Source organism: Robertkochia sediminum (genome assembly GCF_016786255.1).
GTDB lineage: Bacteria > Bacteroidota > Bacteroidia > Flavobacteriales > Flavobacteriaceae > Robertkochia > Robertkochia sediminum.
Window position 1 is genome coordinate 202615 of sequence record NZ_JADMKT010000078.1, and the last position, 13118, is coordinate 215732.

A 13118-nucleotide genomic window follows, 5' to 3' on the forward strand; every position below is an offset into this window, starting at 1 on the left:
CAGGGAGTTGACAAAAACAAGATCGTAGTTCCTACCAACGGATAATCAAGACAACAATAACTAACATATACCTTTCTACATTTTAAAAGCACCATCATGAACACCCTTAAAAGAACCTTCGCTTTCCTTTTCGCCACTGCCATCCTCGGACTTTCTGCCACTTCTTGCTCAAAAGCTTCTGTAGCCGATGAAGACGCACTTTACAAAACACACCAGGGAGTTGACAAAAACAAGATCGTAGTTCCTACCAACGGATAATCAAGACAACAATAACTAACATATACCTTTCAACATTTTAAAAGCACCATTATGAATACCCTTAAAAGAACCTTCGCTTTTTTATTTGCCACTGTCATCCTTGCACTTTCTGCTACCTCTTGCTCAAAAGCTTCTGTAGCCGATGAAGATGCCCTTTACGAAACACATCAGGGAGTTGACAAAAACAAGATCGTAGTTCCTACCAACGGATAATCAAGACAACAATAACTAACACATACCTTTCTACATTTTAAAAGCACCATCATGAATACCCTTAAAAGAACCTTCGCCTTCCTTTTCGCCACTGCCATCCTCGGACTTTCTGCCACTTCTTGCTCCAAAGCTTCTGTAGCCGATGAAGACGCACTTTACAAAACACACCAGGGAGTTGACAAAAACAAGATCGTAGTTCCTACCAACGGTTAAATTATATTTCTACAGCAAAAAAAGCAACTATATTAAAAGCCTTCCTTTTTACAGTACATATTCCTCCAACTAAAAGAATAGCCTTTTTTTGACAACTCACAGTCAATTAAACATCAAAATAAAATATCATCTAAACACTCTTTAGTATTCAAAACTAAAAACGTAAACTCCACATTTACTTGGTTAATAAAAAAATTAAGCTATCTCACAACCTGCAGGCATATTGAAACCTTAAAAACATATCGGTATCATACTGTTTAACTTACCCCTTCAGTTTTCAAAAAATGACCCTCTCAAATCTAGGTCCTTTGGAAAGGATAATTTATCCGGAGTCACTTTAAAACACAATGACATTAAGAGAAACCTTTATTTTTATATTTTAGCACAAAGTCCCAAAAGCGAATGAGCTCAAAAAACACTACATCCAGAAAAGAAAAAAAATCACTTATTATAGGGTCGGTGGTCGCTGTATTTATTGCAATCTCACCCTATATTTTCTACCTCTACGAAAGCTTCCCAAAAGGAGTATATTCAACCGAAATACTTGGTATTAACATCCAAAGTCGATTCGAGATAGATCTGAATACCCAAGCTTGGCTATTTTTCAGTAAATTCGTCCCGCTCTACCTGTTTATTTTATGGTTCTTCACCTGTAAACACTGGTGGTATCATGTGCTATTGATACCAATAGCCATGTATGTTTTTCAAACCTTCAGTGCGATAAACGATAATATTCAATATACCGATGAATTCGAGATCTTCCTCTTGATCCCTATCATGATGATCGTGATCCCCATGGTCTACCTGATCAGGATCAAATTATTCGATCGTTTCGTATACGGTATCGATCTACGAAAGATCGACGAAGAGCTGGAAAAATATGACGCCCTGGAGCAAGAACTGGAAAGAGAGGTTCAATTCTACGATTACAAAAAGAATACTTAACTTTAGGGAGAACAATTAACCGGCCATGTCTTTTCCAAAATCGCCTTTTAGTAAACATGAGCTCATTCCGCAGGAAGAAACCCTGGAAGTTGTCAAGACCAAAGGAGAGCTGTTTATTGGGATCCCCAAAGAAAGCTCTTATCAGGAACGCAGAGTTTGTCTAACCCCTGATGCTGTAAACGCCCTTACCGCTCATGGTCACCGTGTGATCATAGAATCGAATGCAGGGGAAGGCGCTAACTACAGCGACCGAGAATACAGCGAGGCCGGAGCAGAAGTCACTTCAGACACCCAAAAGGTATTCTCCTGCCCTATCCTGCTCAAAGTAGAGCCGCCCTCCATAAGTGAACTGGAAATGATCAATCCGCAAACGATCATCATCTCCGCACTTCAAATAAAGACCCAAAGCAAGAAATATTTTGAAACCCTGGCCAAGAAACGCATTACAGCCCTGGCCTTTGAGTTCATTAAAGATGAAATGGGTAATTACCCGGCAGTTCGCGCCCTAAGTGAGATCGCCGGAACTGCATCGGTGCTTATCGCCGCAGAGTTGCTAACCAATATGAATTGCGGTAACGGACTCATGTTCGGAAACATTACCGGAGTTCCTCCTGTTAATGTCGTGATCCTTGGTGCCGGAACTGTAGGCGAGTTTGCCGCTCGTTCGGCTATAGGCCTGGGAGCCGACGTCAAAGTGTTCGACAACTCCATCACCCGGTTGAGAGGAATGCAAAACAACCTGAACCGGATCCTGTATACCTCTACCCTGCAACCCAAGAACCTTTTGAAAGCCCTAAAACGGTGCGATGTACTCATTGGAGCCGTAAGAGGCGTAGATAGAGCCCCCATTGTAGTTTCTGAAACCATGGTCGAAAACATGAAGAATGGTGCCGTACTTATCGATGTGAGTATCGATATGGGAGGATGCATCGAGACCTCTGAAGTCACAACGCACGATGCTCCAACTTTTGTCAAGCACGGAGTAACGCATTATTGCGTTCCCAACATTCCTTCCCGATACGCACGAAGCGCTTCGGTTTCTATTAGCAATATCTTCACGCCCTACCTCCTGAAGATCGGAGAAGATGGCGGACTCGAACAATCGCTAAGATTTGATAAAGGATTGAGAAATGGTTTGTATTTTTACCACGGAATTCTTACCAGTAAAGCCGTTGCCGACTGGTTTGACCTTTCGTATCGAGATATAAACCTTTTGATCTTTTAACACTACATGTCGCTTTTAAAAAAAATCGGATACTTCCTTATCGGACTTTCACTCGGGATGATCATTCTCACTTTTATCCTAAAAGGTAAGAACACTGAAATTTGCTACTTCCCCAATTGTCGCGTTCTTAAGGATATACGCTCCAAAGACCTCAGTTATAGCCCTGAGGTACAATCCCTCCTCGACGATCAGGTACTCAAAACAGAAGACATCGCATTGCTGCTTCAGGATGGAGATATTGACTTCCGTAAAAGCAACACCAAGGATACTTCCTGCAAGACCTATTACATTGAAGGTGATATTAACGAAAAAGCCACCGCAATAGAAGTAAAGAATTGCGATGGCTATGCTGAAGTTATTTCTGTAAAGACGCTTAACGATTAAGTTTTCTTCGTCGGCGCTCTTCGGTTAACAGACTTAATTCTCTGGTGGTTTGCCCGGCAACGGAAGTGTTCTCTTCTGCCCTTCTTATCAGGTAAGGCATCACATCCTTGACCGGACCGAACGGAAGGTACTTCGCTACATTGTAGCCATCATGCGCCAGGTTAAAACTAATGTGATCACTCATTCCGTAAAGCTGACCAAAGTAAATCCGACCATCATTCTTGTCGAGACCTTTTTCATGCATTAATTGCATCATGAGGTACGAGCTCTCTTCATTATGCGTCCCTAAAAAGATCGACATCTCATCAAGATGCTCCATCATGTAGCGGGTGGTCGCATTGAAATTATCGTCGGTTTCCTTTTTAGAAGCACATATCGGACTCGGATAATCATATTGCTTGGCGCGGAGATTCTCCTTTTCCATATAAGCACCACGCACCAGTTTCATTCCGATACGGAAATTATCCTTACGGGCTTTTTCGTGCAGTTGCTTCAGGTAATCCAAACGATCCCAACGATACAGCTGCAGCGTGTTATACACAACAACACGTTCCTTGTTATACTTGCGCATCATTTCTTCACAGAGCTCATCGGCTGCATCCTGCATCCAACTTTCTTCAGAATCGATAAGCAAAGAAACTTCGAGCTCACTGGCCTTTTTGCAGATCACCTCATAGCGTTTGTGAATGCGATCCCACTCCTGTTCTTCTTCCTTAGACAATTGCTCGCCGGAGCTTACCTTTTTATAAAGGTCCAGTCTCCCCACGGCGGTAGGCTTAAATACAGCAAAAGGAATCGCTTCTTTTTCTTTGACAAATTCCAGGATCTTAAGACATCTGGCCACTACCTCGTCAAACTGCTTGTCGATCTCCTTACCTTCTACCGAATAATCGAGTACTGCGCTTACTCCCACATCGTACATCTTATCGATAACAGGCATACAATCCAACTCGCTGACTCCCCCACAAAAATGATCAAAGACCGTAGCCCTGATCAAACCTTCAACAGGAAGATGCGCTTTGATGGCAAAATTAGTTACGGCGGTACCCATACGTACCAGGGGCTCGTTCGCGATCATGCGAAACAGAAAATAGGCCCTTTCAAGTTCAGAATCGCTCTTCAATTGAAAAGCGACCTGGGTGTTGTTAAAAATTTTTTCCATTACCCACTTTCAATATATCGCAAATATAGGAAGTCATTATTGTATTTTTTCAAACAAAATCTTCTTAATTTGCCCATTGTTAATAATATTTTTAACATGCAGCATACAACACCAGCATACCACCGCGCACCGGTCTATTTTACTGACGCTTACGAGCAATTGGAAGCCTATATTCAAAGCACATCACCCTCGTCTGTTTTTATACTGGTAGATGACCAAACGCATCAGTTTTGTTTGTCGCTGTTCTTATCTAAGCTCACTAAATTATACGAGACCGAGATCATCGAGATCCCTTCCGGAGAAGAGAACAAACATATAGAAACCTGTACCGGGGTGTGGCAGGCCTTATCAGAGCTGGGCTGCGACCGACGATCGCTCCTGATCAACCTGGGAGGTGGGGTGCTTACCGATATGGGTGGTTTTATTGCCGGAACCTTCATGAGAGGGATCTCCTTTATTAATATTCCCACTACCCTCCTGTCTATGGTCGATGCCTCTGTAGGAGGTAAGACCGGCGTCGATCTGGGCGTCTTGAAAAACCAGGTAGGATTGATCCTCGAACCGGAAATGGTGCTCATAGATCCCGAATACCTCAATACTCTGGATCCAAGACAATTGCGTAGCGGATTGGCAGAAATGCTTAAACACGGACTTATCCAGGATCCTGAATACTGGGAAGAGCTGAAAAACATGTCGGGTCTAACCGCCGATGACCTTGGGCGCCTTATCGCCCATTCGGTAACCATCAAAAGCGATGTCGTTGAAAAAGACCCCAAAGAAAGCGGGTGGAGAAAGATCCTGAATTTCGGACACACCCTTGGACATGCCATTGAATCCTACTTCCTGAAGCACGAAGAAAGAGAATCGCTCCTTCACGGGGAAGCCATCGCTGCCGGCATGATCATGGAAGCCTATCTGTCTCATAAGGTGTGTGGACTCCCCCTGGAGACCGCTCAGGAGATCAAAGAAACCTTTATACACTTCTTCGGTAAAGTAGAGATTTCTGATAGTGAAATGAAAGAAATACTACCTCTGCTCAAATTCGATAAGAAAAATGCCTCAGGTGCTGTAAACTTCGTTTTACTTGAGGATATAGGGAAACCCATACCCGATAAAAAAGCAGGCAATGACTTGATTTTCAATTCTTTGGAGTTCTATAATAATTAACATTTTTATTTGAAGGAATTCAAAAAATACTTATCCTTGTAAGGAATATTTTATCGTTTAGTGAAACAAGAGAAAAGCATTTGCTTTTTGGATCTGTCGTTCCGGGATGGTCCGGCATTTCATTTTCGTTTCCGGTTTACACATAAACCGTTGATATTTTTTACTGTTACCGCCTCTCACTTCCCTGCTTACACCTGTTTGCGAATCTGACCCCATACCCATACCTCAGGAATTATGGAGCGAATTATCGCATTTATTAACTACTAGCACAGTTTTGCAGGAATGAAAACCAAATACATTGATCTTATTGACCAAACCTACTACTTTCCGCAGGAAGAGTTCACCCTTGAGAATAACAACCTTAAATTTCATGGAGTAGACCTTATGGAGCTTATCGAACAGTATGGCGCTCCCCTGAAATTCACCTATCTCCCCAAAATATCAGACAATATCAAACGGGCTAAATACTGGTTTGGAGAAGCTTTTAAAAAGCGAGGATACAAAGGGAAATACCACTATTGCTATTGTACAAAAAGCTCTCATTTTAAACACGTATTACACGAAGCGCTTAAGAATGACATTCATATTGAAACCTCTTCGGCCTTTGACATAGATATCGTAAACAACCTGATACGAAAGGGCAAGCTCTCCAAAGATAATTACGTGATCTGCAACGGATTTAAACGGGATAAATACATTCAGAATATCGCCGACCTGATCAACAGTTCACATAAGAAATGCATCCCGGTGATCGATAACTACGAAGAGCTGAATCTTTTGAATGAAGCCATTAACGAGCCTTTTGATATCGGGATTCGAATAGCCTCAGAAGAAGAGCCTAAGTTCGAGTTTTACACCAGCAGGCTGGGCATCGGATATCGCAATATCGTGCCTTTTTACAATAAGGAAGTGAAGGGTAACGAAAAGGTAACCCTTAAAATGCTTCACTTTTTCATCAATACCGGGATTAGAGATACTGCCTATTACTGGAACGAACTCTTGAAATGTCTAAAGGTATACATCGACCTTAAAAAGGTTTGCCCCACACTCGATTCGCTGAATATTGGCGGAGGCTTCCCTATTAAGAACTCCCTGGCATTTGAATACGATTACGAATATATGATCGATGAGATCGTGAATCAGATACAGAACGCCTGTAATGAAGCCGGAGTTGACGTACCTGATATCTTCACCGAATTCGGAAGCTTTACTGTAGGCGAGAGTGGCGGAGCGATCTATGAAGTGCTCTATCAAAAACAACAGAACGACAGGGAAAAATGGAATATGATCAACTCTTCTTTCATCACCACCCTGCCTGATAGCTGGGCTATAAGCAAACGCTTTCTCATGCTGGCCGTAAATCGCTGGAACGAGGAGTACGAGCGGGTGTTATTAGGCGGACTCACCTGCGACAGTGACGATTATTACAATTCTGAACAAAATATGAATGCCATTTACCTCCCCAAGTACAATAAGCATAAACCCCAGTATATTGGATTTTTCAATACCGGAGCCTACCAGGAAACCATTGGTGGTTTCGGCGGATTAAAACACTGCCTGATCCCCGCGCCAAAGCACATCCTGATCGACAGGGACCCGGAGGGCAATATAGAAACCCGATTATTCTCAGAACAACAAACTGCAACCGACTTCTTAAAAATTCTAGGATACGATGAGTAAAAAAAATTATGCCGGTATTCCCGACAAATACGGTCGACTGGACGATGCCCAGGTGGTATTGATCCCTGTGCCTTATGACGGGACCTCGACCTGGCAAAAAGGCGCCGACAAAGGGCCACAGGCTTTTTTACACGCTTCAGAAAACATGGAGCTCTACGACATTGAAACCCGGACAGAACCCTACAGAAAGGGGATATACCTCGCACCCCCGGTAAGCGAGAACAGTTCTCCGGAAAAGATGGTCGAGGCCGTACACAAAACCGCAAAGAACTACATTAACCAGGATAAGTTCGTTACGCTTTTCGGCGGAGAACACTCCATCTCCATTGGCTCTATAAGAGCGTTTAATGAAGCCTTTAACGACCTAACCGTATTGCAGATCGACGCTCATGCCGACCTGAGAGAAAGCTACGAAGGAAGTCGCTGCAATCACGCATGCGCAGTGCATGAGGCCAGCAAGAACAACAAACTCATACAAGTGGGTATACGTAGTATGGATATCAGTGAACTGGAACATATGACCGAGGAGCAGGTGTATTTTGCCCACGATATGGTAAACGACGACGACTGGATGAGCGATTCCATAAGTCAGATGACCGAAAACGTATTCATTACCATCGACCTGGATGCCTTCGATCCTTCTATACTCCCTTCGACAGGGACCCCGGAGCCCGGCGGACTATTGTGGTACGAAATGACCGACTACCTGAAACAGGTATTCAAAAAGAAGAATGTGGTCGGATTCGATATCGTGGAACTTTGCCCTGATCCACAGGAAAAATCATCCGACTTCCTGGCTGCCAAGCTCTACTACAAAATGCTGGCCTATAAATTCAAGTATTCCAACACTAAAAACGACGAAGACGATGAAGACTAAAGGAGCAATATCCCAATTTATAGAAAAATACTACCTGCATTTTAATGCAGCCGCCCTGGTCGATGCAGCAAAAGCTTATGAAGACCAGCTCAATAAGGGTGCAAAAATGATGGTTACCCTCGCAGGAGCCATGAGTACCGGGGAATTGGGAAAGATCTTCGCAGAGATGATCAGGCAGGATAAGGTACAGATCATTTCCTGCACAGGAGCCAATCTCGAAGAAGACATCATGAACCTGGTAGCCCATAGTCACTATAAAAGAGTACCGAACTACAGGGACCTTACCCCAAAAGAAGAATGGGAACTCCTGGAAAAAGGACTCAACAGGGTTACCGATACCTGTATCCCGGAAGAAGAAGCCTTCCGACGACTGCAAAAACATATTCACGCCATATGGAAGGAAGCCGATGAAAAAGGCGAGCGCTATTTCCCGCATGAATACATGTATAAAATGCTGCTCTCCGGAGTACTGGAAGAATACTACGAGATCGACCTCAAGGATTCCTGGATGTACGCCGCGGCAGAAAAGAACCTTCCGATCGTGGTACCCGGTTGGGAAGACAGTACGATGGGAAATATTTTTGCCTCCTACGTCATGAAGGGCGAATTAAAGGCATCCACGGTAAAAAGTGGTATCGAATATATGACCTACCTCGCCAATTGGTATACCGCCAATAGTGAGAAAGGTGTTGGATTTTTCCAGATAGGCGGTGGTATTGCCGGAGATTTCCCGATTTGCGTTGTACCTATGCTTTATCAGGACATGGAAATGGAAGATATTCCCTTTTGGAGTTACTTCTGTCAGATCTCCGATTCGACCACCAGTTATGGATCGTACTCCGGTGCGGTGCCCAATGAGAAGATCACCTGGGGAAAACTGGATATAGACACGCCAAAGTTCATCATAGAATCAGACGCTACCATCGTTGCGCCACTGGTGTTTGCCTATTTGCTGGATATGTAATTTAATCAAAAGATTTTTTGGAGATAAAATTTATTTTGATTTACATTTAAAACAACAAACCAACACGCTATGAAAAGAGTAATTGTTGACTATAAAAAACTCACCAACGAGATCCTTACCATGCTCGTTGAAAAGTATCCCGACGGATATGGGGACGATGACATTATTCGCTTCAGAAATGCCAATAATGAAAGTATTGAAGCTGTAGAAGTGCGCACAGACGAAACCATCTACCTGGTTAAGGTAAGTACCAAACTGGCCGATACCATGGAGAATTTCGAAGAAGACGATGATGATTTCGATGCTGAAGGAAACGACGATCTTCAGCTACCTGAAGACAATGAAGACGCATAGACCTGTTAGATAACAAACAACGCCCTTGGTTCACAGGGGCGTTTTTTTATGCCAAATACCGCTCCTTTAAGATATTCTCGTGGTGTTTTTGATGTCCGCAGATCATAAAGCCCAAAGCACGCACACTCACTTTACTATCGCTAGCCTCTCCCATCCGGACCAATTCCTTTTCTGAAAAACTCCTGAACAGTGATCTTGACGCTTCTCTTACCGCCACAAATTCATCACGAAGAGAGGCAAGAGACCTTTCTCCGGCATTACATGTACGCACGAACAGATCCTGATCATAGCCCGGCAAGGGAGTCTCATCGCCCCTTCCCAATCGCAATGCGCGATACTGAAAAACCCTTTCGGCATCAATGATATGCAGGATCAGCTCGCCTATACTCCATTTTCCAGGATCGTACCTGTATGCAAGACGGTCATCGTCCAAAGCTTCTAAAAGCATTAAAAAGTGTTTCGTACGAACCTCCATTTCTTCTAATAATTCTGCCTCCCCCAATACGCTGATATAGCCGGCGTAAAACGCTCCGTATTCGGCCTCCGTAAGATCTCGTGTTTTCATCTAGTTTTTCATTAAAATCGCGGTAATCTAAGTATTTTTAACCATTCCTTTAAGGAATTTTTCCATATAATTGTAGGCAGAGGATGTCCCGTATCCCAAGGGTTACCGAAACATCGTCATGCTTGAAAAAAATCGCTAAAACCACAATTCCCGAGTGCTTAGATCCTTACGTAAGATCGTGTCTGTTCTCATTACCCTGTCCGGGGTATGCCTTTCTGGGCAAAATAGCCACAGGATCAGCGCCCAATTGCTTACTGAGACCCACTCTATACAGATACAGCAGGAGATCATTTTTCACAATACCAGTCAGGATACTTTAAATGAAATATGGCTTTATGACTGGAATCACGCCTATTCTACCAAGAACACCCCGCTGGCCCAGCGATTTGATGAAGAATTCAAAAAAGAATTTCACCTGGCGAAAACCAGGGAACGCGGCCGGACACACCTAAAAAATATCGCCGACAGGAATTACAATTTTTTGCATTGGGAGCGACAGAACTCAGGAGATCTGATTCGCGTGCAGCTACAATTTCCCGCCTATCCCGGAAAGTATTTTCTTCTCCGTCTGAACTATACGGTAGATATTCCCAGCTCTAAATTCACCGGTTATGGGTATACCTCCAACGGCAATTACAACCTGAGGTACTGGTATATTACCCCTGCTTTATACCATGAAGAATGGAAATTATACAGTAACAAGGATCTTAACGACAACAGCCAGTTTCACGAATCTATAGAAGTGAAATTCACCTATCCGGGAAATTACTCCCCGATAACCGACCTTGACATAATAGAGAAAGACCGGAGTCGATTATACCACACCGATGTGTTTTACGGTGAAAACCGGGGCGACGTGAAACTATTCCTTAAAAAGGAGAATGACTTTGAAGTATTTCAAAACCAACATTTCTCCCTCATCTCCAATATCGACGCTAAAGATCTTTCGGTGATCAGCCGCGTGAATTCGGCCAACAGGGTGATCGACTTCATCGACCAACACCTGGGAGCCTATCCCCACAAAACACTTCTCATCACCAAGGAAGATTACGCCGACAATCCGCTCTACGGACTCAATCAGCTACCTTCCTTCCTGAGGCCTTTTCCCGAAGAATTCCAGTACGAGCTAAAATTGCTAAAGACAGCGGTAAATAACTTCCTGCAAAATAGCTTGTTCATTGATCAACGAGCAGAGCGATGGATCACCGATGCACTGCAAACCTGGATGCTCATCGAATACAAGAACACCTTCTACCCCGATATGAAGCTTCTTGGGAATCTGTCTAACACCTTTTTACTCAGAGGTCTGAAATTAGCCAGAATGGACTTCAATGAGCAATACCCTTTCCTGCAGATGCTCATGGCCCGGAGAAACCAAGACCAGTCACTCCTTACCCCTACCGATTCCTTGATAAAGTTCAATGAAAAGATCGCCGGAAAATACAAGGCCGGGGTGGGCTTATCCTATCTCGATAGTTATATGGGAGGCAACCACCTTCACGAAGGAATACGCGAATTCTACAACACCTACAAAGGCACTCAAACCAACGGAAAGGCCTTAGAGCGCACCTTAAACAAGCACGCCTCAAAAGATATAAGCTGGTTTAGCGAAGAATTCGTGAATAGTGACAAACGTATCGACTTTAAGATCCGTTCATTCGAAAAAGAGGAAGACAGCGTCCGTGTATTTCTAAAGAACAAAACAGGAGCAGAAGTTCCTATTACCCTGTTCGGTCTGGACAAGGAAGAGCGTATCGTATTTAAGCAATGGATCAATGATGTGATCGACGAAAAAACGGTAACCGTGCCCGGTAAAGATGTAAACCGCCTGGTACTCAATTACGATCACGTTATACCGGAATTCAATGAAAGGGATAATTGGAAATCACTCGGCGGATTCTTTTCAACTAACAAGAAGTTGAAATTGCAGTTCTTTAAGGATGCCGAGGACCCCAATTACAACCAATTGTTCTATGTTCCCGCTTTAAGGTATAACATATACGACGGATTGAGTCCGGAGTTGCGCATTCACAACAAAACCTTCAGAGACCGCCCCTTTATCTTCGACCTCTCCCCCGGCTATGCCTTAAAAGAAAAATCACTGGTAGGTGGCGGGAACGTGGTCTACAGGCACTACATACAGCATGGCAGCCTATACGTTATTAGCGCTGCCCTTTCCGGTTCCAGCTTTCACTACGCAGAAAATCTAAGGTATTCTACCATCACGCCTTATCTCAATTTCGGCTTTCGAAACAAGGACCTGCGTTCTAATGAAAGGCAATTTCTCACTACCCGATTTGTGAACGTGATCCGCGAGAGTTCTCCTCTTATCGACACCGATCCCGATTACAGCATATTCAACACCCGTTATACCTATAGTAATAACGGCATCATAAAATTCAAGTCATGGTTCATAGACCTTCAGATCGCAGCAGAGTTTTCCAAGATCTCTTTTAATTACGAATGGCGGCGCCTTTTTCAGAATAACCGTCAGCTCAACCTAAGGTTCTTTGCAGGGAAATTTATTTACAACGAAACCGGTTCCGACTATTTTAGCTATGCGCTTGACCGCCCCACCGATTACCTATTTGACTATGGCTATTTAGGTCGTTCTGAAGAAAGCGGCTTCGCCAGTCAACAGATCATCATCGCAGAAGGCGGATTCAAATCACAGCTTCCGGATCCGTTCTCAGACGACTGGATCGCTACCATTAACGGTTCTTTTAACCTATGGCGATGGATCGAGGTTTATGGGGATGTAGGTTTGCTGCACAATACAAACACCAACACCCGCTTTGTCTATGATTCCGGGATACGCCTTAACCTGGTAACCGACTATTTCGAACTCTATTTCCCGGTGTATTCAAATAACGGATGGGAGATCGCACAGGACCGTTACGACCAGAAGATCAGGTTCCTGATCACCCTGTCTCCAAGGGTACTTAGCGGACTTTTTACGCGTAAGTGGTTCTAAAGCAAGATTTTACGCCTAAAAACCCATACACCACCACACCTGTATTGAGGACCTCTACCATTGATGAATTCTTAAAATAAGGTCATTTATTTAATTATTTGTATATTTTTTATTAAAAATATGCGCATTCATTAAGG

Annotated in this window: 14 protein-coding genes; 12 read left to right on the top strand and 2 right to left on the bottom strand. The window is 43.6% G+C overall.

The genetic code is table 11. From position 1 onward, the window contains the following. The first annotated feature begins 96 nt into the window (after positions 1-96). From IS446_RS12225 to IS446_RS12250, 6 genes are all read left to right on the top strand, one after another. Positions 97-258 carry a hypothetical protein gene (locus IS446_RS12225; RefSeq protein ID WP_203061034.1) on the top strand — a complete coding sequence of 54 codons (162 nt, stop codon included), beginning with the start codon at positions 97-99 and terminating at the stop codon, positions 256-258. A 51-nt stretch (positions 259-309) separates the two neighbouring features. Continuing rightward, positions 310-471, top strand: a complete 162-nt coding sequence (locus IS446_RS12230) for a hypothetical protein (protein WP_203061035.1) — start codon at positions 310-312, stop codon at positions 469-471. Between the two features lie 51 nt (positions 472-522). Further along, positions 523-684 carry a hypothetical protein gene (locus IS446_RS12235; RefSeq protein WP_203061034.1) on the top strand — a complete coding sequence of 54 codons (162 nt, stop codon included), beginning with the start codon at positions 523-525 and terminating at the stop codon, positions 682-684. A 693-nt stretch (positions 685-1377) separates the two neighbouring features. Beyond that, positions 1378-1629: a hypothetical protein gene (locus tag IS446_RS15440; protein ID WP_235996487.1), complete on the top strand. Its 252-nt coding sequence runs from the start codon at positions 1378-1380 to the stop codon at positions 1627-1629. 25 nt (positions 1630-1654) lie between these two features. Next, entirely contained in the window at positions 1655-2854 is a 1200-nt protein-coding gene (locus IS446_RS12245) for an alanine dehydrogenase (protein ID WP_203061037.1), read from the top strand. A 6-nt stretch (positions 2855-2860) separates the two neighbouring features. Continuing rightward, a complete protein-coding gene (locus IS446_RS12250) occupies positions 2861-3238 on the top strand; it encodes a DUF4258 domain-containing protein (RefSeq protein ID WP_203061038.1) in 378 nt (125 codons plus the stop codon). Here IS446_RS12250 and IS446_RS12255 read toward each other — a convergent pair. Further along, a complete protein-coding gene (locus tag IS446_RS12255; RefSeq protein ID WP_203061039.1) occupies positions 3228-4400 on the bottom strand; it encodes a proline dehydrogenase family protein in 1173 nt (390 codons plus the stop codon). The two genes, IS446_RS12250 and IS446_RS12255, sit on opposite strands and share 11 nt — an antisense overlap. A gap of 96 nt (positions 4401-4496) precedes the next feature. On the opposite strand from IS446_RS12255, the gene aroB reads away from it, so the two are divergent. The 5 genes from aroB to IS446_RS12280 all read left to right on the top strand — a co-directional run bounded on the left by aroB (position 4497) and on the right by IS446_RS12280 (position 9442). After that, entirely contained in the window at positions 4497-5567 is a 1071-nt protein-coding gene (gene aroB, locus IS446_RS12260; RefSeq protein WP_203061040.1) for a 3-dehydroquinate synthase, read from the top strand. A gap of 282 nt (positions 5568-5849) precedes the next feature. Beyond that, complete coding sequence (locus IS446_RS12265) at positions 5850-7247, top strand: type III PLP-dependent enzyme domain-containing protein (protein ID WP_203061041.1); 1398 nt, start codon at positions 5850-5852, stop codon at positions 7245-7247. Next, positions 7240-8124 carry an agmatinase gene (gene speB, locus IS446_RS12270; RefSeq protein ID WP_203061042.1) on the top strand — a complete coding sequence of 295 codons (885 nt, stop codon included), beginning with the start codon at positions 7240-7242 and terminating at the stop codon, positions 8122-8124. The genes IS446_RS12265 and speB overlap by 8 nt, the downstream gene beginning before the upstream one ends. Continuing rightward, positions 8114-9088: a deoxyhypusine synthase family protein gene (locus tag IS446_RS12275; protein ID WP_203061043.1), complete on the top strand. Its 975-nt coding sequence runs from the start codon at positions 8114-8116 to the stop codon at positions 9086-9088. Before speB ends, IS446_RS12275 begins: the two co-directional genes overlap by 11 nt. A 69-nt stretch (positions 9089-9157) precedes the next feature. After that, positions 9158-9442 (top strand): hypothetical protein, encoded by a 285-nt coding sequence (locus IS446_RS12280; protein WP_203061044.1) that lies wholly within the window; start codon positions 9158-9160, stop codon positions 9440-9442. A gap of 46 nt (positions 9443-9488) precedes the next feature. Here the strand turns inward: IS446_RS12280 and IS446_RS12285 are convergent, their stop codons facing one another. Further along, positions 9489-10007 carry a DinB family protein gene (locus tag IS446_RS12285; RefSeq protein ID WP_203061045.1) on the bottom strand — a complete coding sequence of 173 codons (519 nt, stop codon included), beginning with the start codon at positions 10005-10007 and terminating at the stop codon, positions 9489-9491. 154 nt (positions 10008-10161) lie between these two features. On the opposite strand from IS446_RS12285, the gene IS446_RS12290 reads away from it, so the two are divergent. After that, positions 10162-12981, top strand: coding sequence for a gluzincin family metallopeptidase (locus IS446_RS12290; RefSeq protein WP_317192208.1), 2820 nt, complete (start codon positions 10162-10164; stop codon positions 12979-12981). Positions 12982-13118: the final 137 nt, after the last annotated feature.

What these genes read in the sequence shown, in the direction of transcription:
- IS446_RS12225 (WP_203061034.1), top strand. Translation starts at nt 97, where the DNA reads ATGAACACCCTTAAAAGAACCTTCGCTTTCCTTTTCGCCACTGCCATC.
- IS446_RS12230 (WP_203061035.1), top strand. Translation starts at nt 310, where the DNA reads ATGAATACCCTTAAAAGAACCTTCGCTTTTTTATTTGCCACTGTCATC.
- IS446_RS12235 (WP_203061034.1), top strand. Translation starts at nt 523, where the DNA reads ATGAATACCCTTAAAAGAACCTTCGCCTTCCTTTTCGCCACTGCCATC.
- IS446_RS15440 (WP_235996487.1), top strand. Translation starts at nt 1,378, where the DNA reads ATGTATGTTTTTCAAACCTTCAGTGCGATAAACGATAATATTCAATAT.
- IS446_RS12245 (WP_203061037.1), top strand. Translation starts at nt 1,655, where the DNA reads ATGTCTTTTCCAAAATCGCCTTTTAGTAAACATGAGCTCATTCCGCAG.
- IS446_RS12250 (WP_203061038.1), top strand. Translation starts at nt 2,861, where the DNA reads ATGTCGCTTTTAAAAAAAATCGGATACTTCCTTATCGGACTTTCACTC.
- IS446_RS12255 (WP_203061039.1), bottom strand. Translation starts at nt 4,400, where the DNA reads ATGGAAAAAATTTTTAACAACACCCAGGTCGCTTTTCAATTGAAGAGC.
- aroB (WP_203061040.1), top strand. Translation starts at nt 4,497, where the DNA reads ATGCAGCATACAACACCAGCATACCACCGCGCACCGGTCTATTTTACT.
- IS446_RS12265 (WP_203061041.1), top strand. Translation starts at nt 5,850, where the DNA reads ATGAAAACCAAATACATTGATCTTATTGACCAAACCTACTACTTTCCG.
- speB (WP_203061042.1), top strand. Translation starts at nt 7,240, where the DNA reads ATGAGTAAAAAAAATTATGCCGGTATTCCCGACAAATACGGTCGACTG.
- IS446_RS12275 (WP_203061043.1), top strand. Translation starts at nt 8,114, where the DNA reads ATGAAGACTAAAGGAGCAATATCCCAATTTATAGAAAAATACTACCTG.
- IS446_RS12280 (WP_203061044.1), top strand. Translation starts at nt 9,158, where the DNA reads ATGAAAAGAGTAATTGTTGACTATAAAAAACTCACCAACGAGATCCTT.
- IS446_RS12285 (WP_203061045.1), bottom strand. Translation starts at nt 10,007, where the DNA reads ATGAAAACACGAGATCTTACGGAGGCCGAATACGGAGCGTTTTACGCC.